Here is a 20983-nt window from a genome sequence, read left to right as displayed (position 1 = left end):
GTGACGCCGAGCCGGGATTCGGGGCTGGCAGGTGTTCGGCCGTCCGTCTACGACTCGCTGCTGCTCGAGTCGTTCCCGTGGCAGGTCTCAGGCTTCCGCGGCGGCCTTCGCGGCTTCTCGGGCGGCGATCCTGGCTTGGACCTCGGGGCGGCGCAGGGGTGGCACCACGGCCGGTGGCTTGCGGCGCGCGGGGAGCGAGTTGATCAGCTTCTCCGTCGCGGCGGCGATTTCGGCGACCGCGGTTTCGAACGCTTCGCGGTTCTTGGCCGAAACGGAGCTGACCCCGCCGACCTTCCGGACGTACTGGGTGGCGGCGGCCTGGATCTCCTCGTCGGTGGCGACCGGCTCCAGTCCGCGCAGGTTGGTGATGTTGCGGCACATGGCACCACCATACGTCGAGGGGCTCGAAAACGGCTCGAAAACGGGTATTCACCCTGGCGCACGCTGTGCTCGGGCGGCTACGAAGGGCATTCTAGGGAGCACCGGCGGAGACGGGAGGAACCATGCGGGCAAGCGTCGGTGACCAGCTGCTCACCCACGGCCGGGTGGTCGGCCAGCAGGACCGGTTCGCCGAGATCGTGGAGGTGCTCGGCGCGGACGGCAACCCGCCGTACCGGGTGCGCTTCCCCGACGGGCACGAGGCGCTGATCAGCCCCGGAGCGGACTCCGTGGTGCGCAACCGCGACGCCTGAGCGCCACGCGGGGGAGGGGCGACGGTTGAGTTGGCGCGATCCGCTGCCGCGGGCGGCTCCGGGCACCTTCTGGGGTGCGCTGGACCCGGCTGACCGGCAGGCGCTGGCGCGCGCGGGTGCGCTCTGCTCGTACCCGCGCCCGGCCACGCTGTGCCGCGAAGGCGAGGGCGCCGACGGCGTCTTCGTGCTCTACGGCGGCCTGGTCGAGGTCTTCCGCGCCGACGCGAGCGGCACCCGCACGGTCATCGCGCGCCGCGGGGCGGGCGAGATCGTCGGGGACATGGCCGCGGTCGACGGCGGTCCGGTGTCGGCCACCGTGCAGGTGCTGCGGCAGGTGCGCGCGCTGGTGGTGCCCGCGGTCCGGTTCGCCGCGCTGTGCCGCGAGCGGCCGAAGATCGCCTGGCCGGTGCTGACCAACGCGGTGGCGCGGCTGCGGGACAGCGACCTGCACCGCCACCACCACCGCTTCGACACCCGCCGCCGCACCGTGCAGTGCCTGCTGGAACTGGCGGAGGCGGAGAGCCGTTCCGGCGAACTGGTCACCGTTCGCTTGACCCAGCGGGAACTGGCGGACATGGTGCTGGCGTCCCTCGTCTCGGTGACCAGGGTGCTGGAGGAACTCCGGCGGCGCGACATCGTTTCCACCGGCCGCGGCCGGATCCGCGTGCACGTGCCGCGCCTGCGGGCGCTGCTCGCCGAGACCGGCGGCTGAACTTCGGCGTTGCACATCATTTGACGCACAAGGATTCCCCGCACCGGGATAGCGTGATCACGCGACGGTTAATAGCTACCTGAAAAGGTGATTCCCGATGCGAATGATGTGCGCTCCCGCGATGATGATCAGGATTGTCGCCACCACGCTGCTGATCGGGATGATCATCGGGTTCCTGCTCGGGGTGCAGCTCAACCCCGGCTTCGCGGATCCGGTTTCGGCCGGTTACACCCCGGTCGCCCCGGCCGTGCAGCGGCAGGCGGCAGGCGGCTGAGCCGGTGGCCTTCCGCTCGGCGGTGGTTGTCCGCTAATCGTCACCTTTTTTGTCAGTGGTACGGCCTTGTTTTTTCCGGTGACTTCCTTTGAGATTTGCCGCGTACGGCATTCAGCGCGGTACCGGGATCTCTTCCCGGACCGCGAAGTGCGTTGGCGCTTTTCCGAGAACGGAGTGCTGGTGACGGATCCGACCTTCGACCCGATCCTGGAGGTGCGCCGCCCGCGTGCGGTCCGGTTGTTCGCCCCGATCACCCCGCCCCGCCGCGGCACCGCGCTGGTGCTCGAACCCCGCGAGGGGGAGCCGGTGGTGGTGGAGGCGGACGGCCGGGTGCCGGACGCCTGGCTGGGCAGCTACCTGCGCTCGTGGGTGGTGGACCTGGCCGACCACGAACTCGGCTTCACCGAGGCGCTGCCCGCCGGGGACCCGGACCTGCGCTTCGACGCCGAGGTCCGGTGCACCTGCCGGGTGGACAGCCCGGCCGAGGTGGTGCACCGGCGGGTGCGGGACGCCGCGGCCACCATCCGCCCCGCGCTGACCGCCTTCCTGCGGGAGATCTCCGCTGCCTACGACGTCGCCGACCACGCCGACGCGGAGGCGGACCTCAACGCGCAGCTGGAGTTCTTCTCCGCCGACCCGGCGCTCCACATCGGACCGTGCGTGGTGCGGTTGCGGGTGGACCCGGCGGTGCGCGGGCGGGCCGCCCACCCCGGGGACCGCATCCGGCTGGGGCAGATGCACCGCGGCGCGCTGGGCAGGCTGGTCACCAGCGGGGACCCGGGGCTGGCCGCGCGGTTGCTCGACGGGGTGGACGCGGACAAGATCCCGACCGTGTCGAAGCTGCCCGGCAGGCACCGGGCGGCCGAGCCCACCGGGGCCGCGATGCGGGAACGGCTCATCGCGCACCTGCGTCAGAGCGGTGAAAGCCAGCGGAGCCGGGAAAACCACTGAGCGCGCCGAGCCGGCGGTCCGTTCGCCGAAGGGGGGCGAACGGCCCGCCGGCCCGGCGCGCTCGGCGGGGCGGAAGACCCCCGTCACCCGATCGAGTTGTTCTCGGTCCCCCTGGCCGGGAAGTGGGCCGGGTGTGGTTCCGCCCGGACTGAACGCGCTGGTAGCTTCGCCTTCTCGCGTGGTCACGGTCGGCGCAAAGCCGGTCACACCAAGCATCGGAGGTTTGGCTGGTGACGCGGAAATCTCGGCGGCGACCGCACGGTGGCACCTCGATCCCGGCGGATCTGCGCGACCGCACCGGCATCATCGCGGCGAGCGAAGCCGGGCGCCGGGTGGGTGAGCCGGCGGGCGGTACCGGGCACGGTGGCCTGCGCCACGCCGCACTGGTGATGGGTGCCGCCGCCGCGTTGTTCTTCGTCGGCTGGCTCGGCACCCACGAACCGGTGCCGGTGCCGGTGGAGACCGCCCAGTCGCCGGTGCAGGCGCCGCCGCGGGTGGTCGCCGAACCGGAGCCGGTGCGGCCGGTGCTGCCGGGGCCGTCCGATCCGCCCGAGCCGTCGCCGAACCAGGAAACCCAGCAGCCGCAAGCAAAACCGAGACAGACCACCGCCGTGGTCGCCGCCTCGGAAACCAAGAAGAAGCCGCAAGCCGGGAAGCCGCGGAAGGGCCAGGCCCGCGGCGACCTGCCCGCGCAAACCAGCCCGCCCAAGCCGAAGAACCCGGTGGAGCAGTTCGGGGACCAGGTCGAGCAGGTGATCGGGCCGGTGTTCGACCAGATGATCGCGCAGGCCAGGGGCGGGCGCTGAAACCCGTCCCGCGCAACGAACCGGCCCGCCGCTGTGACAGCGACGGGCCGGTTCGCGTGCCGGGGCCTCAGCCCACGTACAGCAGCTTGTTCGGCGAGCCGGAGCCCGGGTTCTTCACCACGCCGTTGGTGGCGGCGTTCTTCAGCGCGGTCTGCACCTGGGCCGGGGTGGCCGAGGGGTTGGCCGACAGGTAGATCGCGGCGGCGCCGGCGGTGTGCGGCGAAGCCATCGAGGTACCGGACATCGAGGTGGTGCCACCGCCGTTGCGGGTGGAGGTGACGTTGACGCCCGGCGCGAAGATGTCCGAGCAGGTGCCGTAGTTCGAGAAGCTCGCGCGGTTGTCGCTGGAGTCGGTGGCGTTCACGGTGATCGCCTCCGGCGCGCGGGCCGGGCTCGAGTTGCAGGCGTTGGCGTTGGAGTTGCCCGACGCCACGACCACGGTCACGCCGGCGTTGCTGGCGTTGCGCACGGCGGTGTCCACAGTGGAGGCAGCGCCGCCGCCGAGGCTCATGTTCAGCACGGCCGGCTTCTTCGCGTTCTTGGCCACCCAGTCGATCCCGGCCACGATCTGGGCGTAGGAACCGGAACCGGAGCAGTTCAGCACGCGCACCGCGACCAGGCTGGTGGCCTTCGCCACGCCGTAGGTGGTGCTGCCGACGGTGCCCGCGACGTGGGTGCCGTGGCCCTGGCAGTCCGAGGCGTTGGTGTCGTTGTCGATGAAGTCGTAACCGCTGGTGGCGCGGCCCCCGAAGTCCGGGTGCTGCATGTAGATCCCGGTGTCGGCGATGTAGGAGGTGACGCCTTCACCGCCGTTGGGGTAGGTGTAGGTCTTGTTCAGCGGCAGGTTGCGCTGGTCGATCCGGTCCAGGCCCCACACCGGGTTCTGCTGCGTGCCCTGGACGGTCAGCACGCCGTCCTGCTCGACGTACTCCACGCGCGGGTCGGCGGCCAGCCGCTTGGCCTGCTTCTCGCTCATCTTCACCGAGAAGCCCGGCAACGCGGCGGTGTAGGTGAGGCCAACCGTTCCACCGTGCTTCGCGGCCAGCTGCGCCGCGGTGTCGTTCACCGAGCTGGTGCCCACCTGGTCCTTCAGCTTGACCACGTAGCTGCCCGGGATCGACGCCGCGGCGCCCGCCCCGCGGATCTGGCCCTCTTCCGGCTGGGCGGTCGCGGTCCCGCCGACCGCGACGGTCAGTCCGGTCACCGCGGCCAGCAACCCGACGTACAACGGCTTGCGGAGGTTCACCATGGGTACTCCGTTCCTCTTCCGGTGGCTCTGGGGTCCCTCGGTAAAAATCCTCGCCCGGGGCCACCCGGTGAACAATCCGCAAATATTTCACTAGGGGTACGTATTTAAAGGTGTTTTCCGGCCGACCTCGGTGCGTGAGCGCGCCCCGAGTTTCCGCAGGACATTCGCCACGTGCTGTTCCACGGTGCGCGGCGAAAGGAACAGCCCGTTGGCGATTTCGCGGTTGGTCCGGCCGGCCGCGAGCATTTCCGCGACCTCCTTCTCGCGTGGCGACAATTGCTGCCCGTAACCGCGCCTGCCTCGCTGTGACGGCGCCCAGGCGCCGTGCTCGCGCAACCGGTGGCGGCAGCGACCGGCGTCCCTGGCCGCACCGAGGGCTTCGTAACCGTCGGCGGCGGCGCTCAGTTCGGCGAGCGCGGTGCTGGTGTCCCCGGCTTCGAGCAGGCACAACGCCCCGCGTTCCCTGGCCCAGTGGGCCAGGTACGGCATGGGCATCGCGTCCGCCTGCTCCCGCACGGCCAGGAACAGTTCCGCCGCTTCCCCCGGTTTCGCCTGCGCGGCGAGCAGAACGGCCTGGGCGGCGGCCAGTCCCGCCGAGGCCGCCGGTGCGTCACGCCCGGCGATGCCGCGGGCGAAGTCCTCGATCGCCTTCTCGGCGTCGCCGAGCCGCCCGGCGTGCACGTACGCCTCGACCGCCGACGGCACCAGTTCCGCCGCCCACACCCAGATCTGCTTGCGGCGGGCGGTCGCCATGCCGTGGTCGGCCGCCGCGCACGCCCCCGGCACGTCCCCGGCGGTCAGCCGCACCCGCGCGAGCATGCCCGCCGCGCAGAGCACCACGGTCATCACGCCCTGGTCGGGGTTGAGCAGGTTCGTCGCCGCCAGGTGCTTCTCGGCTTCGTCGAACTCCCCGCGCACCCCGGCCAGCCCGGCCAGCACCAGCGCCGACTCCGAGGTGATCGCCGCGAGGTCGCGGTACTTCTCCCGCAGCGCTTCGGCGGATTCGGCGAGCCCGGACCAGTTGCCGGTGAGCCAGTCGAGCCGCGCCCTGGTCGACTGCCCGTTGCCGGTGACGAAGAGCGCACCGGCGCAGTTCGCGATGCGCAGGCCGTCCTTGAGCAGGTGCGCGGCCCGGTCGAGGTGGCCGACCCAGGCACCGGCGTCGGCCAGGTTGCACCAGAACCGGGCCTGCTGCACGCGTTCGGCCACGGTCACCGCGACCTCGCCGGCCCCGGCCCGGAACCGCTCGAACTCCTCCCACGCCGAGCCGTCACCGATGTGCGCGCGCCCGGCGATGCGGTCGGCGGTCAGCGCGAGCCGCAGTTCGGGGTCGTCGAGCTGGTCGTGGACCCGGCGGGCGCGGTCCATCCACCCCTGGTGCCAGGACAGCGGGGTGGTGCCGTCGATCGGCTGGGCCAGCAGGTTGATGCCGCGCGCGGCGAGTTCGGGGTCACCGGCGAGTTCGTCGATGGCCTTCTGCACGGCGGCGCGCCCGCGGGAGAGCTCACCGCTCTTGCGCACCAGCAGCAGGCCGGTGTTCATCCGGATCGTGCCGCGCACCACCGGCGACAGCTCGTACCGGGTGATCACCTCTTCGAGCGTCCTGGTGACGTCGGGGCGGAGCCCGCGCAACGCCACCTTGCTGAGCTTCTCGGCCATCCGCCCGGCGTCCTCGGCGGTGGGTGCGGTGCCGTCGAGCACCGCCTGCAACGCGTCGATGGCCAGTGAGGTCTCGCCGAGTTCGATGGCCTGGTCCGCCGCCGCTTCGGCGTACCGCTGCCATTCGCCGACGCGACCGGCGGCGCGGGCGTGCCCGGCCAGCTGCACCAGCGGCGGGGGGTCGGTGGCTGCCAGCGCCCGCATCGCGCGCGCGTGCAGCAACTGTCTTTCCGGGCCGCTGATCGCGTCGTAGACCGACTTCATCGCGAGCGCGTGCCGGAAGCCGTAGCGGTCGCGGGTGACCTCGCGCAGCACACCGGCGTCCAGCGCCTGCGCCAGCGCGGTGGACAGCGGGCGGCCGCGCAGTCCGGCGAGCGCGCCGAGCAGCGAGATCTCCGCGGGCACCCCGAGCACGGCGGCCGAGCGCGCCACGCGGATGGCCGCTTCGGTCAGCGTGCTCATCCGCTCGGTCATCGCCTCGCGCAGCAGCACCGGCACCTCGAGGCTGTCCAGCAGCCGGTGGCCGGTGGCGCGGTCGACCTCCACCGCACCGGCCGGGCCACGCAGCGCCCGCAGCGTTTCCTCGACCACGAAGGGGATCCCGGCGGTGCCCTCGTGCAGCTTGGCGGCGAACTCCTCGGCCACGCGCGGGGCGTCGAGAATGGTCGACGCCAGCGTCCGCACCGCGGGCACGTCCAGCGGCCCGAGCTGCACGCGGGCCGCGCGCACGCCCTCGGCCGGGCGGTAGGGCACCCCGAGCGGACCACCGGTGCGCAGGTCCTCGCTGCGGTAGGTGACCACCACGCCGAGCTGCTCCGGCGGGCGGGACAGCACGAACCACAGCAGGTCGCGCGTGCGCTCGTCGGCCCAGTGCAGGTCGTCGATCACCAGCAGGGCGGGACCGCAGGCGCCGAGCAGCTCGCGGATCGCGCGGAACTCGCGGTGCCGTTCGGCGGCGGTGTCGGCCAGCGGCTGCGGCCGGGGCGGCAGCAGGTCGGCGATCTCCGGCAGCAGCGGCCGGAGCACCCCGGCCACCGGGCTCAGCGGCCCGATCGGGAAGTCGGCGACACCGCGCAGCGCTTCCAGCACCGGGCCGTAGGGAAAGGGTTCGCGCAACGGCTGGCACGAACCGGTGAGCACCCGCGTGCCCGCCAGTTCCGGCCGCCGCAGCAGCTCCTGCACCAGCCGGGTCTTGCCCATGCCGGCTTCGCCTTCCAGCAGCACCGCCGACGGGCGTTCGGCGACCAGCTCGACCAGCGTGGCCAGTTCGGTGTCGCGGCCGACGAGCACGGGGGAGCTCGTCCGCACGGACAGCACCGAGGTCGCCGGTGGGTACACCGGGGGCAGGGCCGGCACGGCGGTTGCAGGGCGTTGGGCCATCCACTTCATGGCTCGCTCCTCGACAACGGGTGACTGGGGCAGGTCACCGCGTTGAAGCGGAGCCTAGGCAGTCGGGCACCCGCTGGTAAACCTTGTACACCTCCGCTAATCGCCTGGTGAAAAGGCCGATTCGGAACGGATTGTCACCGTTTTGCCGACTTCCGGTGGACCCCGGATGACACTCGGTAGTCAACAGATGTTCTTCACCTGTTCCGGGGGTAACTCCCTCGGACGTGTGAGGCGAGATGTCACGTCCAGTAAGCACCTAAAGTTCCTACTGATGGACCCACACGTTCGGGTGAATATCTAATAACACTCTTGCCACGGGTACCGCATGGCACACTTGTCCGGTGTTGCGGCCGTGGCTGATCGGACTGGGCTGTCTGGCGGCGGTGGCGCTGCTCCTGGTTTCCCTGCTCTACGCGTTCCAGCGCAAGATCATCTACCTGCCGTCGGCCGGTCCGGTGCCGGCTGCGGCGACCGTGCTGCCGGGGGCCCGGGACGTCACCTTCGACACCGCCGACGGGTTGCGGCTCGGCGGCTGGTTCGTGCCGCCACGGGGGCCGGACACCGGGTTCACCGTGCTGGTCGCCGCGGGCAACGCCGGTGACCGGTCGATGCGGGCGCCGCTGGCGCGGGCACTGTCCGACCGGGGGATGGGCGTGCTGCTGTTCGACTACCGCGGGTTCGGGGGAAACCCCGGCACGCCGAGCGAGGAGGGGCTGACCCAGGACGTCCGGGCGGCCCACCGGTTCCTCACCGGCGAACTGGGCGTGCCGCGGGACCGGTTGCGGTACTACGGCGAGAGCCTGGGGTGCGCGCTGGTGACGAAGCTGGCGACCGAGGTCCCACCGGCCGCGCTCATCCTGCGGTCGCCGTTCACCGACCTGCCGTCGGTGGGGCAGCTGCAGTACCCGTTCCTGCCGGTGCGGTCGATGATGTGGGACCGCTACCCGGTCGCCGAAGACGTCCGGCGCGTCACCGCCCCCGTCGTGGTCGTCTACGGCGACGCCGATTCGATCGTGCCCCCGGAGCAGAGCACCTCGGTCGCCGCCGCCGGCCGGGCCCGCGCGGTCCCGGTGCACGGCGCCGACCACAACGACCGCGCCCTGCTGGACGGCCCGCAGTTGATCGACACCATCGCCGACCCCTGACGCGGGTTGGTTCGGTGACCGGGATGTGGTGGACTTGGCGGTCCGGGGCCAGTTCCTCGTGGAGAAGTGGATGCGCGACGCCAGGGGGCTGAAGCGGCGATGACCGACGCACCCGACCCGTTCTCGGACCCGGCCTCGGTCGCCGTGGTCGGTGCCAGCGCGGACCCGGCCAAGTGGGGGCACTGGCTGGCCAGGGGGGCGCTCGCCGGGGAGGACCGCCGCCGCGTCTACCTGGTCAACCACCGCGGTGGGGCGGTGGCGGGCCGCGTGCCCCACGCCACCCTCGCCGACCTGCCCGAAGTGCCCGAGCTGGTGGTGTTCAGCGTGCCGCCGCCCGTGGTGCCCGACCTCGTCGACCAGGCGCTGGAGCTGGGCACGCGCGGGCTGCTCGGGATCAGCGACAGCAGCCAGGACGACTACGAACTGACGCGCCGCGTGCGGGCGGCCGGGGCCCGCCTGCTCGGCCCGGCCTGCGCCGGCCTGTTCGACGCCGACACCCGGCTGGAACTGGCCTGGGGCCGGTTCGAGCCGGGTGCGCTCGCCGTCGTCTCGCAGCGCGGCCGGGCCGGGCTGGAACTGGCGGAGCTGGCCGCGGAGACCGGGATCGGCGTCTCGCGGTTCGTCTCGGTGGGCCACCAAGCCGATCTGACCCTGGAAGAGGTGGTCGGCGGGCTGGTCGAGCACGGGTCCACCCGGGTGGTGGCGATCTGCGCGGAGAGCTTCGGCGACGGCCGGGAGCTGGTCCGCGCGGTGACCCGGCTGACCGAGGCGGGGAAACCGGTGGTGGTGCTGACCGGGAAGAGCACCGAGAACAGCGCCGAGAACAGCACCGCGCCCGCCTCGTCACCCGAAGTGGTCGACGCGGCCTGCCGGGCGTCGGGCGCGGTCCACGTGCGCACCCCGGCGGAGGTGGTCGACCTGGCCCGCTACCTGCTGCTGACCGTGCGCCCGGCGGGGAACCGGGTGGCGGTCGTCGGCGACAGCGGTGACCAGGGCGCGGTCGCCGCCGCCGCGGCCACGCGGGCGGGGCTGCGGCTCAAGCCGTTGTCCGCGGTGCTGGCCGCCCGGATCGAAGCGGGCCTGCCGGACGCGGCGAACTCGGTGAACCCGATCGACCTGGCCGACGCGGGCGAACAGGACCTGCGCAGCTACGCCAGGGTGGTGCGCGAGCTGACCGGCAGCGGCGAGGTGGACGCCGTGCTGCTCACCGGCTACTTCGGCAGCTACGGCGAAGACACGCCGATGCTGCGGGAGACCGAACTCGGGGTGGTCGCCGAACTGGGTTTCGCCGTGCACCGCACCGGGGTGCCGGTGGTGGTGCACTGCCTGTCGGCCGATTCCGACGCGGTGCGGGCGCTGCGGGACTGCGGGGTGCCGACCTACCACACCGTCGAGGGCGCGGCCGGGGCGCTCGGCACCGCGGCGAACTTCCCGGAACCCTGCCCGTTGCCCCTGGTGTGGGGCAGCGCGGCCCCGGTCGGCGAGGGTTACCTCGCCGCACGGGACCTGGTGGCCTCGGCCGGGGTGCGGTTCCCGGCGGCAGCCGCGGTGACCGATCGCGAATCCCTGCTGGCCGCCGCGGAACGGCTGGCGCCGCCGTACGCGCTCAAGGCCGATTCGCCGGCGCACCGGGGCGATCCCGGCGGGGTCGAACTCGGGCTCGAGGACGCGATGTCGGCGGTGTGGTCGCTGGAGGAAATGGTCCACCGGCTCGGCCCCGGCCGGTACGTGCTGGAGGAGATGGACGCGCGGCAGGACACCGTGGAGGTGGTCATCGGCGCCCGGCGAGACCCGGCGTTCGGCCCGCTGGTGTCGGTCGGCGCCGTGGACGCCGGACCGCGGCGCGACACCACCATCGAACTCGGGCCGGTGGACACCGAGCGGGCGCTGACGATGCTGCGTAGGCTCCGGTGCTACCCGCTGCTGGACGGCTGGCGCGGAAGCACGCCGCTGGACGTGAAGGCACTGGCCGAAACCGTCGCGGCGGTGTCGTCGGTGCTGGCCGGGTGCGCGGCGGTGGCCGAGATCGAACTGAACCCGGTGCGGGTGGGCGCGGACGGGGTGATCGCCGCCGACGCGCTGCTGACCAGGGCCGGAGAGGAACGCACGTGAAGCTCAGCGGTGGGGCCGCGCTGGTGGAGTCGCTGGCCGCGCACGGGGTCGAGGTGCTGTTCGGCATTCCCGGCACGCACAACCTGGGCATCTACGCCGAACTCGGCCGGTACGGCGTCCGCCACGTGCTGACCAGGCACGAGCAGGGCGCCGGGTTCGCCGCCGACGGCTACGCGCGGGTGACCGGCGAGCCCGGGGTCTGCCTGACCACCAGCGGCCCGGCGATCCTGAACGCGGCGACGGCGGCCGCGCAGGCGTACTCGGACTCGGTGCCGGTGCTGTTCGTCTCCCCGGGACCGCCGGTGCGGCACCCCGGGCGCGGCAACGGGATCCTGCACGAGGTCCGCGACCAGTCCGGGGCGATGGCGGCGGTCACCGCGGGCAGCCACCGGGTGACCAGCGTGGCCGAGATCCCGGTCGCCGTGGCGCAGGCGTTCGCGCAGCTGCGCTCGGGACGGCCGCGCCCGCTGCACCTGGAACTGCCGCTCGACCTGATCGACGGGGCCGACGACGTCGACCCGGTGCCGCCGGTCCCGGTGGCCCCGCCGGTGCCGGATCCGGCGGCGCTGGCCAGGGCGGTGGAACTGCTGAACGCGGCGGAACGGCCGGGGGTGCTCGTCGGTGGTGGTGCGCGGGCCGCCGCGGAACCGCTCGCCGAACTCGCCTCGCGGCTGGGCGCGCCGGTGCTGTCCTCGGCCAACGGCAAGGGGATCCTGCCCGAGGACCACGCCTGTGCGCTGGGTGCCGGGCTGCACCACCGGGCGGTCGCGGACTTCGCCGCCGACTGCGACGTGGTGCTGGCCGTGGGCACCGAGCTGGCGCCCGCCGACCTGTGGCACGGGCCGCTGCGCTTCCCCGGCCGGCTGGTCCGGATCGACGTCGACCCGGTGGCCGCGGTGACCAACGCCCATCCCGACGTGCCGCTGGTCGGCGCCGCCGCGCCCACCCCGCGCGCGTTGCTCGACGGCCTCACCCGGGTGGCCACTTCGGACTCGTTCGGCCGGGTGGCGCGCTGGCGGCAGCGAATCTTCGCCGAGGCGACGCGGCAGGCCGGGCCGTGGCTGCCGCTCCTCGCCGCACTGGACGAAACGCTCGGCCGGGACGGCGTGCTCGCCGCCGACAGCGCGATGGTCTGCTACTACGGTGCGTTGTCGAGCCTGCCGCGGTACACACCCGGCTCGTTCCTGTACCCGACCGGCCTCGGCACGCTCGGGTACGGCCTGCCCGCGGCGATCGGGGCGAAGCTGGGCCGCCCGGCCTCGCGGGTGGCGGCGCTGCACGGTGACGGCGGCATCATGTTCACCGTGGCCGAGCTGGCCGCGGCGGCCGCGCTCGAACTCGCGCTGCCGGTGCTGGTGGTGGACAACGGCGGTTACGGCGAGATCCGCGACGAGATGGCCGAACGCGGTGACCTGCCGCTCGCCGTCGACCTGCCCAGTCCCGACTTCGCGGAACTGGGCCGGTCGCTGGGCTGCCACGGTGTCACCCTGCCCGACTACGACGGCCTGGCCGACGTGCTCGGCGACGCGTTCGCCGCGGACCGCCCCACGGTCATCCACCTACGCGGTTAGTCACCCACGGCGATGCGGGTGCGGTGGTGCTTCGGCGTTTCGATCTCGTCGACCACGGCGATCGCCAGGTCCGCGTACGAGAGGTGCCCCGGCTCGCCCGGGGTGAGCACCTGGTCCCCGCCGGTGCGGTAGGTGCCGGTGCGCGGCCCCTCGTCGAGCACCATCGGCGGGCTCAGCATCACCCAGTCCAGCTCGGCGGGCGCGGCCCGCAGCAGGTGCAGCCCGGTGGTGTGGCCGAAGCAGAACGGCAGGTGCTCGGCCGGGAAGCCCGGTTCGTCCATCACCCGGACCCCCGGCGAGACCTCCAGGTTCGCCGCCAGCCCGATGGTCACCAGCCGCCGCACGCCCGCGCGCGGCAAGCCCTCGAACAGGGCCAGTGCCGCCTCGGCGAACACCAGGTCGGCCGGCCGGTCCAGCGACGCGGCGGCGTGCACCACGGCGTCGTGCCCGGCCGACAGCCCGGCGACGTCGTCCGGGTCGCCGATGTTCCCGGCCACCGCCGCCAGGCCGGGGTGCTTCGCCGGGTCCCGCACCACGGCGGTCACCCGGTGACCGCGGCCGGTCGCCTCGGCGACGATCGCGCGGCCCGCCCGGCCGCCTGCTCCGAAAACCACTATTGCGCTCATGCGGCGAACGTATTGAGCGGAAATCCGTTACTGCAACGGAAGTCGGTTACCCCGGGGATACCGCGAACCGGTGCTCGTCCGCGGCCGGTTCGGCGAACCGCAGCAACTCCGCACCGAGTTCCTCCAGCGCGATCCGGTCCCCTTCGGACAGCGGCGCGAACGGTTCCACGGTCAGCGTGGCGGTGCGGCCGGTGCGATCGATGGTCCAGCGGCCCCGCACGAAGCCGTCGATCAGGAACACCGGCGGGATCAGGCCGTTCTTGGTGAAGATCCGCCTGCGGTGCTCGTCGCTGAGCACGCGGGTGCGGTCGGCGAACGAGAGCAGGTTCTGGTCGAAGCCACCGAGGAACCGGGCCGGGGCCGGGGTGTCCGGGTCCGGGCGTGGTGCGTCGGGCAGGTCGAACAGCTCGCGCCCGGCCTCGTTGCGGAAGGTGCGCAGGTGCGGCCGGAGCCGGTCGACGACCTCACCGAGCCGGGTCAGCCCGCACCAGGTCTGCACGTCCAGCACGCTCGCCGGGCCGAACGCCCGCAGGTAGCGCCGCACGAACTCCTCCGGCGACGGCTGGGCGGCCGGCGGCTCACCGGCCCAGTCGTCCAGCGTGGCGTAGGCCGGCTGGCCCGACCGGCCCCAGACCCCGCGCGGCGGCACCTGCACCAGCGGCAGCGAGTTCCTGGCGGCCTGCCCGAGGTCCGACGGCGAGTGGTCCGGCCACCGTTGGGCCAGCGCCTCACCCAGCTGCTTGCCGGTCATCGGCCGGTCGGCGAGCAGGGCGCGGGCGTCCGCGGCCACCCCGGTCAGGTCCATGCCGCGCCACCGGGCGTCGGTGCGCAGGAAGTTGTCCAGCAGCGGCTGGGTGAGCGGACGCCAGTCGAGCGCGTCGCGGGTGGTGAGCAGGTGCACGGTGCCGCGCATGGTGACGATGCGCACGACCCGCCGGTCCAGCAGCAGCCGGGCCAGGTCGTCCGGCTGGAAGCCGTCGAGCCGGGCCCACAGCGCGTAGTACGGCGGGAACGGTGCCTGCGCCTGGAGCCCGGCGAGGTGCTCGACCGCGTCGTGGGCGGTCATCCGCGCGCGTTCCAGCAGCAGTTGACGGCTCAGCGTCGCGCGGTTCAGCGCTCGCGTGCTCAATGTGTCCCCAGTCATGCGCAGAGCCTAGGAAATGGTGTAGCTGGTCCCACCGCGCCGGGGTGGGGCGGCGGGGAGAATCGTCGGCATGGACGAAGCACGGCGGCGCGTGGTCGCGACCCTCCGGTACGGCCTCGGCACCGTGGTCACGGGTGCGCTCTCGATGGCCCTGCTGCCGGTGATGGTGCTCACCGCCGCGATGTGCCTGTTCGGCATCGGGCTGGTGCTGCTGCCGTACGAACTGCGGCTGCTCGGCTGGGTGGCCGACTTCGAACGACGGCGGGCGGGTGCCCTGATCGGCCGGGAGGTCCCCGGTCACCAGCGGCTCGACGGCAAGCTGCGTGACCTGCTCGCCGACCCCGCCACCGTCCGCGACCTGCGGTGGCTGCCCGCGCACATGGTGGCCGGGCCGGTGCTCGGCCTGCTCGGCACCGCCTTCGTGCTCTCGCCGCTGTTCGCGGTGGGCACCATCGGGCTGTGGTGGTTGTTCCCGGCGGACGAACCGGTCCGGGTGCTCACCGACATCCCGGTGACCAGCTGGGGCGGTGCCATCGGCTTCGGGCTGGGGCAGCTGGTGCTGTGCCTGGGCCTGGCCGTCTTCGTGGCGCCGCTGCTCGCCCGGCTGAGCGCCCGCCTGTCCGGGCTGCTGCTGGCGCCCTCGGCCAAGGAGAAGCTGACCGAACGGGTGGAGGAGCTGGAGGAGACCCGGGCGGGTGCGGTCGACGCGCACGGCAACGAACTGCGCCGGATCGAGCGCGACCTGCACGACGGCACGCAGGCGCGGCTGGTGTCCATCGCGATGCGGCTGGGCCTGGCCGAGCAGCAGCTCAGCCGCGACCCGCAGGCCGTCGCGGCCCTGCTCGCCGAAGCCCGCGAGGGAGCCGAGGAGGCGATGACCGAACTACGCGGGGTGCTGCGCTCGATGTACCCGCCGATCCTGGCCGACCGCGGCCTGGAGGGCGCGCTGGCCGCGGTCGCGGCGAACTGCCCGCTGCCGGTGGAGCTGGACGTGCCCACGCTCGGCAAGCTGCCCGCCCCGGTGGAGGCCGCCGCGTACTTCGTGGTGAACGAGTCGCTGACCAACGTGGTCAAGCACAGCGGGGCCACCGGTGCGCAGGTCACCGTCACCCGCATCGGCGATACGCTGAGCGTGATCGTGCTGGACAACGGGCGCGGCGGGGTCAGCGAGGAGAGGGGGACCGGCGTGGCCGGGATGCGGCGCCGGATCGCCGCGCTGGACGGGCAGTTCGTGGTGGACAGCCCGGTCGGCGGGCCGACCGTGGTGGCGATGGACTGCCCGTGCGGATCCTGATCGCGGAGGACAACGTCCTGCTGGCCGAGGGCCTGAAGCTGCTGCTGGGCACGGCCGGGCACGAGGTGCTCGACCACGTCACCGACGGCCCGGCGTTCGTCGAGGCGGCGGCGCGGCACCGCCCCGACGTGTCCATTGTGGACGTCCGGTTGCCGCCGTCGTTCACCGACGAGGGGGTGCGCGCGGCGCTGCGGGCCCGGCGGGACACCCCGGGGTTGCCGGTGCTGGTGCTCTCGCAGTACGTCGAGCAGACCTATGCCGGTGAGCTGCTCTCCAGCGGGCAGGGCGGGGTCGGTTACCTGCTCAAGGACCGGGTGGCGCGGGTGGCGGAGTTCCTGGACGCGCTGGAGCGGGTGGCCGCCGGTGGCACCGCGATGGACCCCGAGGTGGTCGCCCAGCTGCTCACCAAGCGGCACGACCCGCTGGCGGCGCTGACCGCGCGCGAGCGCGAGGTGCTGGAGCTGATGGCGCAGGGCTACGCCAACGGGGAGATCGCGCGGCGGCTGGTGGTCACCGACCGGGCGGTGCACAAGCACGTCGGCAACATCTTCGCGAAACTCGACCTCCCGCCCGGCGAAACCGGGCACCGGCGGGTGCTCGCGGTGCTCGCTTTCCTCGGATGAAAGCCGAATCTTCTTCGAATTGAGACCTGGGCCACAACCCACCGGTATACCGGGAGGTAGGTCGTAAACAGGAGGTGCGGCCAGGTTTTCCCGTCTTCTGGCCGGTGGAGGAATTTGTGGTGGCCGCCGTGCTCTGTGGACTCGGCGCGTGGTTGCCGCCGCGCGTGCTCACCAACGCCGAGATCGCCGCCCGGCTGGACACCTCGGACGAGTGGATCCGCAGCCGCACCGGCATCGCCGAGCGGCGGGTGGCGGGGCCTGACGTGTCCACTGTGGACATGGCGGTGGCGGCCGCGGAACCGGCGCTGGCCTCGGCGGGCGGGGGCGGGGTGGACGCCGTGGTGCTGGCCACCGCCACCCCGGACCAGGTGTGCCCGGCCAGTGCCCCGCAGGTCGCCGCCCGGCTCGGCCTCGGCGCGGTCAACGCGGTCGACGTGAACGCGGTGTGCAGCGGGTTCCTCTACGCGCTGGCCACCGCCAGCGGGTTCATCGCGGGCGGCATCGCCGGCCGGGTGCTGGTGGTCGGGGCGGACGCCTTCACCACGCTGGTCGATCCGGACGACCGCGGCACCGTGCCGATCTTCGGGGACGGCGCGGGTGCCGTGGTGCTGCGGGCCGGCGCCGCCGACGAACTCGGCGCGCTCGGCCCGTTCGCCCTGCACAGCGACGGCGCGCTGGCCGACCTGCTGACGGTGCCTGCCGGGGGCGCGAAGCAGCGCCGCTCGGCCGATCCGCGTGACTACTTCCTCGACATGCAGGGCCAGGCGGTGTTCCGGCAGGCGAGCACGCGCATGGCCGAGGCGTCGCGCACGGTGCTGGAGCGGGCGGGCTGGACCATCGGCGACGTGGACCGGTTCATCGGGCACCAGGCGAACATCCGCATCCTGCAGTCCACCGCGAAGCACCTCGGCCTGCCGCAGGACGCGCTGGTGGTCAACATCGAGCGCACCGGCAACACCAGCGCCGCCTCCATCCCGCTGGCCATGGCCGACGCCCAGCGCGACGGCGGCTTGATCGCCGGGCAGAAGGTGCTGCTGAGCGCCTTCGGCGCCGGGCTCACCTGGGGCGCGACCCTGCTGCGCTGGCCGGCACTGGGCTGAGGGGCTCAGGCGGGCCGCCGCGTGCCGATGCCGTTGCGCGGTTGCATCCCGGCGGCACGGGCCAGGCTGGCGGCTTCGAGCCTGCTGTGCACCTTCAGCTTGCTGAACAGGTTGTGCGTGTGCGTGCGCACGGTGTTCACCGAGAGGTACAGCTCCGCGGCGATCTGCTTGCCGCGCTTGCCTTCGACGATGCCGAGCAGCACGTCGCGCTCACGCGTGGACAGGATGCTCAGCGGGGCGGCGGAGGTGCGGGCGCGGTGCACGTCGGTGCGCAGTTCGGCGAGCACGAAGCCGAGCAGGTGCGGGGCGAAGTAGGCCTTCCCCGCGTGCACCCCGGTCAGCACCGCGATGAGGTCCTCGGTGGAGGTGTCCTTGCCGATCCACGCCGCCGCGCCCCAGCGGGCGGCGAGCGCGGCCTGCACCGGGTCGTGGCTGTCGGTGAGCACCACGATCCGGGCGCCGGGCGCGGCGGCGCCGATCCGGCCGAGCAGTTCCCCGGTGGCCTGACCGGCAGGCTGGACGTCGATGACGATGAGCTGCGGCCGGGCACCCGCCAGTACCTCGGTGAGCCCGCGGGCGGTGGTCGTGCTGCGGCCGAGCACCCGCAACCCGCTCGCGGCGCTCAGCCGGGCGGCCAGTGCCTCGGCCAGCAGCACCTGGTCGTCGACGAGGAAGACACGCACTGGGTCCATGCGAACACTCTGCGACGCCCTGGGCCGGTTGTCCTCATCCAACCGGACGAGAACGGGGGTCGAACGGCCGCAACCGGGGCCTGCCCGGCTCGGTCTCCAGCACGCCCCACACCACCTTGCCCCCGCCGGGGGCCGGACTGTTGCCCCACACCTTCGTCAGCTGGGCGACCAGCACGAGACCGAGCCCGCCGCCCTCCCGCAACCGGGGCGGTTCCGGCGAGGTGTCGCCGACCGCGACGCTGAGCACCTCCGCGCGCAGTTCCAGCCGCAGTGACAGGTCCGAAAGGGTGTGCGTGAGCACGTTCTCCACCAGTTCGTTGACCACCACCAAGGCGTCCGCGGCGACCGGCTTGCCCGGCAGCCAGTACTCGCACACCTCCCTGGTGTACGCCCTGGCCTGACGGGCCGTGCCGGTCAGCCGGGGCAGCGAGATCTTCGCCTGCCGCCGCCACGGCGGCGAGGACACCCCCTGCGCCGCTTCCTCGATGGAGGGGTACAGGGGCACGAACCGGCGTCCGGGCGCGGTCAGCAGCAGTTCGCGCGCGGACGCGTCCTCGGCGACCAGGAGCACCGGCACGTGCGGCCAGTCGGACAGCCGCATCGCCACCCTGGCGAACACGCTGAGCAAGCTGGTGGCGGTGACCTGGAACGCGGTCAGCACCACGAGCAAGGCCGTGGGCTGGCCGGACGCGCACTTCAGCATCAGGTCGCGCAGCCGCGGGTAGCCGCGGGGGTCGAGGGTGCCGCTGACGCGCACCCCAGCACATCCGGCGTGCTCGCCGAGCTGGATGGACAGGCTGTCGTTGCCGGTCATCGCGATCCGCTCTTCCGGGGGCCGAGGGGCGCGGGTGAGCCTCAGGTTACCCGGTGCGGGTTCCTTCCCTCAGGACGCGGACGTGTAGGTGACGGTGGGCTGCTCGCGGCCCCGCAGCCGCAGGCGGCGGTGGCGCCGCCAGCGGGCGCGTTCGGCGGTGGTGGCGGCGTCGACGACGGCCCGGCTGGCCAGGATCCGGCCGCGCACCTTCTTCGCGTGGTCCGTCAGCCGCGCGGCTTCGTTCACCGCGTCGCCGATCACGGTGTACTCGAACCGGCTGCTCGCCCCGAGCTGCCCGGCGAACACCGGGCCGCTCGCCACCCCGATGCCCAGGTCCAGCTCACCGGCTTCGCGCACGGCGTCGCGGATGGCCCTGGCCGCCTGCAACGCGGCCGTGGCGGGGTCGGCCAGCCGCGTCGGCGCGCCGAAGACGCACAGCGCGGCGTCGCCCTGGAACTTGTTGACCAGGCCGCCGTGCGTGCCGACGGCGTCGACCACCGAGGCGAAGAACCGGTTCAGCTTCCGCACCACCTCGACCGGCGGCGACTGGTACGCCATCGCCGTCGAATCCACCACGTCGACGAACAACGCGGTGGCCTCGCGCACGTCCCCGGACAGGGAAGCGCCGTATTCGATGGCGTGCCGCGCCACGTCCGCGCCGACGTGCCTGCCGAACAGGTCACGCAGCCGGTCCTGCTCACGCAGGCCGTCCACCATGTCGTTGACCGACGCCTGGAGCCTGCCGATCTCGCTGGAGTCGTCCACCGGCACCCGCACGTCCGTGCGCCCGCGGGCGACCCGGTCCAGCGCCAGTTTGAGCTGGTGCAGCGGCGCGGCCACCGACCGCGCCAGCAACGCGGTGGCCACGGCACCGACCACCAGGCCGATCACCGAGAGCAGGATCAGGCTCGGCGTCGGATCGCCGGTGCCGAGGTACGGCGGCGACACCACGAACAACACCCCGAGCAGCGGCACCCCGCTGGCCAGCGCCCAGGTGACCACCAGCCGGCGGAGCACGGTCACCGGCAGCGTGCCGTCGGCGGGCCTGGCCTTCAGCGCCAGCGTCATCACCGGCCGGGCCAGCCGTTCGGCGAGCAGGTAGGTCAGCCCGACCGTGGTCAGCCCGCCGAGCAGGGTGGTCAGGCCGACGCCCATGGCGTCCCAGACCGAGCCGAGCACCCAGGTCAGCGTGCCCAGCACCACCACCCCGATCAGCCACAGCGTGCCGCTGACCACGGCGAGGTCGATCGGTATCCGCAGCGCGCGGCGCACCTCCTGCTCGGACGGTTCCCGGTCGAACAGGAACCAGACCGCGGTGCGCCGTTGCAGCAGCGCGGTCCACAGCGAACCGGCGAGCAGCGCGAAGGCGATGTACCCGGCGGCGCAGATCGCCAGCGTCCAGCCGTGCCCGCCGACGTCGTGCGGGATGTCCTGGAGCAGGAGCAGCAGGAAGACCACGCCGGAACCGCACACGCTGGAGCCGATGCCGAGCGCGGCGAAGCCCAGGCTGGTGCGCAGCAGCAGCGGGAATCTCGGCGGGAGATTCTGGCGGAGGCGCACCCGGTGATCGTATGGCGCCGCCGGAAAATGCGTGGCCGCGGCTCGCTGGCCGAATTAGCCTGGCCGATCGTGGAACCGCTCACCGAAGCCGAGATCAGGGCATCGTTCGTCAACTGCTCGAAGGGCGAGGCGAAGGGCCTGACGCTGCCCGCCCGAACCGACGTGATCCGCTGGTCCGACCTGGACTTCCTGGCCTGGCGGGATCCCCGGGCGGTGGCCAGGGCGTACCTGGTGACCCGGTACGGGGACGCGGTGGTGGGGCTGTCGCTGCGGGCCACGGACCCGCCGAAGAGCCGGTTGCGCAGCAACATGTGCGGTCTGTGCACCACCACGCACGGGGTGGCCGACGTGGCGCTGTTCTCCGCGCGCCGGGCGGGGCAGTCCGGAAAGGACGGCAACACCCTCGGCCTCTACGTCTGCGCGAACCTGCGGTGCTGCGACTACCTCCGCGGCAAGCTCAAGCCGGACACCCCGCAGCCGAGGGAGACCGTCACGCTGGACGAGCGGATCGCCCGGATGCGGACCAAACTGGACCGGTTCGTCGGGCAGGTGCTGGAAACCCGCTGACGC

The 20983-nt window shown here is 73.0% G+C and carries 20 protein-coding genes; 12 read left to right on the top strand and 8 right to left on the bottom strand.

The genetic code is table 11. The annotated features are described in order from the left end of the window. Positions 1-87 precede the first annotated feature (87 nt). Positions 88-381: a DUF2277 domain-containing protein gene (locus AC07EG_RS31375; protein WP_478256840.1), complete on the bottom strand. Its 294-nt coding sequence runs from the start codon at positions 379-381 to the stop codon at positions 88-90. A gap of 122 nt (positions 382-503) precedes the next feature. Between AC07EG_RS31375 and AC07EG_RS31370 the strand changes: the two genes are divergently transcribed. The 5 genes from AC07EG_RS31370 to AC07EG_RS31350 all read left to right on the top strand — a co-directional run bounded on the left by AC07EG_RS31370 (position 504) and on the right by AC07EG_RS31350 (position 3435). Then, the gene (locus AC07EG_RS31370) at positions 504-692 is read left to right on the top strand and encodes a DUF1918 domain-containing protein (protein ID WP_478256839.1); all 189 of its coding nucleotides are present in this window, start codon (positions 504-506) and stop codon (positions 690-692) included. A gap of 25 nt (positions 693-717) precedes the next feature. Next, positions 718-1404: a Crp/Fnr family transcriptional regulator gene (locus AC07EG_RS31365; protein ID WP_478256838.1), complete on the top strand. Its 687-nt coding sequence runs from the start codon at positions 718-720 to the stop codon at positions 1402-1404. Between the two features lie 121 nt (positions 1405-1525). Then, positions 1526-1678 (top strand): hypothetical protein, encoded by a 153-nt coding sequence (locus AC07EG_RS31360; RefSeq protein WP_478256837.1) that lies wholly within the window; start codon positions 1526-1528, stop codon positions 1676-1678. A 180-nt stretch (positions 1679-1858) separates the two neighbouring features. Next, positions 1859-2629 carry a hypothetical protein gene (locus AC07EG_RS31355; protein ID WP_478256836.1) on the top strand — a complete coding sequence of 257 codons (771 nt, stop codon included), beginning with the start codon at positions 1859-1861 and terminating at the stop codon, positions 2627-2629. Between the two features lie 230 nt (positions 2630-2859). After that, positions 2860-3435, top strand: a complete 576-nt coding sequence (locus AC07EG_RS31350) for a hypothetical protein (RefSeq protein ID WP_478256835.1) — start codon at positions 2860-2862, stop codon at positions 3433-3435. A gap of 67 nt (positions 3436-3502) precedes the next feature. Here the strand turns inward: AC07EG_RS31350 and AC07EG_RS31345 are convergent, their stop codons facing one another. Both AC07EG_RS31345 and AC07EG_RS31340 read right to left on the bottom strand, forming a co-directional pair. Continuing rightward, positions 3503-4684 carry a S8 family peptidase gene (locus tag AC07EG_RS31345; protein ID WP_478256834.1) on the bottom strand — a complete coding sequence of 394 codons (1182 nt, stop codon included), beginning with the start codon at positions 4682-4684 and terminating at the stop codon, positions 3503-3505. Between the two features lie 90 nt (positions 4685-4774). Then, positions 4775-7723 carry a helix-turn-helix transcriptional regulator gene (locus tag AC07EG_RS31340; protein ID WP_478256859.1) on the bottom strand — a complete coding sequence of 983 codons (2949 nt, stop codon included), beginning with the start codon at positions 7721-7723 and terminating at the stop codon, positions 4775-4777. A 350-nt stretch (positions 7724-8073) separates the two neighbouring features. Here AC07EG_RS31340 and AC07EG_RS31335 point away from each other — a divergent pair, with 350 nt between their 5' ends. From AC07EG_RS31335 to AC07EG_RS31325, 3 genes are all read left to right on the top strand, one after another. Further along, entirely contained in the window at positions 8074-8877 is an 804-nt protein-coding gene (locus AC07EG_RS31335) for an alpha/beta hydrolase (RefSeq protein WP_478256833.1), read from the top strand. Positions 8878-8976: 99 nt separating this feature from the next. Next, positions 8977-10989: an acetate--CoA ligase family protein gene (locus tag AC07EG_RS31330; RefSeq protein WP_478256832.1), complete on the top strand. Its 2013-nt coding sequence runs from the start codon at positions 8977-8979 to the stop codon at positions 10987-10989. Then, a complete protein-coding gene (locus tag AC07EG_RS31325) occupies positions 10986-12560 on the top strand; it encodes a thiamine pyrophosphate-binding protein (RefSeq protein ID WP_478256831.1) in 1575 nt (524 codons plus the stop codon). Before AC07EG_RS31330 ends, AC07EG_RS31325 begins: the two co-directional genes overlap by 4 nt. Here AC07EG_RS31325 and AC07EG_RS31320 read toward each other — a convergent pair. Both AC07EG_RS31320 and AC07EG_RS31315 read right to left on the bottom strand, forming a co-directional pair. Continuing rightward, entirely contained in the window at positions 12557-13186 is a 630-nt protein-coding gene (locus AC07EG_RS31320; protein ID WP_478256830.1) for an NAD(P)-dependent oxidoreductase, read from the bottom strand. The genes AC07EG_RS31325 and AC07EG_RS31320 overlap by 4 nt on opposite strands. Before the next feature lie 46 nt (positions 13187-13232). Next, positions 13233-14330, bottom strand: a complete 1098-nt coding sequence (locus AC07EG_RS31315) for a winged helix DNA-binding domain-containing protein (protein WP_478256829.1) — start codon at positions 14328-14330, stop codon at positions 13233-13235. A 70-nt stretch (positions 14331-14400) separates the two neighbouring features. Between AC07EG_RS31315 and AC07EG_RS31310 the strand changes: the two genes are divergently transcribed. The 3 genes from AC07EG_RS31310 (at position 14401) to AC07EG_RS31300 (ending at position 17347) form a co-directional block, all read left to right on the top strand. Beyond that, on the top strand, positions 14401-15624 hold the full coding sequence (locus AC07EG_RS31310) for a sensor histidine kinase (protein ID WP_478256828.1): 1224 nt from the start codon (positions 14401-14403) through the stop codon (positions 15622-15624). Further along, positions 15612-16247, top strand: a complete 636-nt coding sequence (locus tag AC07EG_RS31305; protein WP_478256827.1) for a LuxR C-terminal-related transcriptional regulator — start codon at positions 15612-15614, stop codon at positions 16245-16247. Before AC07EG_RS31310 ends, AC07EG_RS31305 begins: the two co-directional genes overlap by 13 nt. Before the next feature lie 119 nt (positions 16248-16366). Next, the gene (locus AC07EG_RS31300) at positions 16367-17347 is read left to right on the top strand and encodes a beta-ketoacyl-ACP synthase III (RefSeq protein WP_478256826.1); all 981 of its coding nucleotides are present in this window, start codon (positions 16367-16369) and stop codon (positions 17345-17347) included. 5 nt (positions 17348-17352) lie between these two features. On the opposite strand, the gene AC07EG_RS31295 is transcribed toward AC07EG_RS31300, so the two are convergent. The 3 genes from AC07EG_RS31295 to AC07EG_RS31285 form a co-directional block, all read right to left on the bottom strand. Continuing rightward, entirely contained in the window at positions 17353-18039 is a 687-nt protein-coding gene (locus AC07EG_RS31295) for a LuxR C-terminal-related transcriptional regulator (protein WP_478256825.1), read from the bottom strand. Positions 18040-18073: 34 nt separating this feature from the next. Next, complete coding sequence (locus AC07EG_RS31290) at positions 18074-18853, bottom strand: ATP-binding protein (protein WP_478256824.1); 780 nt, start codon at positions 18851-18853, stop codon at positions 18074-18076. Positions 18854-18922: 69 nt separating this feature from the next. Next, complete coding sequence (locus AC07EG_RS31285) at positions 18923-20413, bottom strand: adenylate/guanylate cyclase domain-containing protein (RefSeq protein WP_478256823.1); 1491 nt, start codon at positions 20411-20413, stop codon at positions 18923-18925. Positions 20414-20482: 69 nt separating this feature from the next. Between AC07EG_RS31285 and AC07EG_RS31280 the strand changes: the two genes are divergently transcribed. Further along, complete coding sequence (locus AC07EG_RS31280; protein ID WP_478256822.1) at positions 20483-20980, top strand: FBP domain-containing protein; 498 nt, start codon at positions 20483-20485, stop codon at positions 20978-20980. The last annotated feature ends 3 nt before the right edge of the window (positions 20981-20983 follow it).

Source organism: Amycolatopsis sp. NPDC045836 (genome assembly GCF_056431745.1).
The sequence above is the reverse complement of the archived record's forward strand: the minus strand, read 5'-3'. Positions and strand labels throughout refer to the sequence as shown.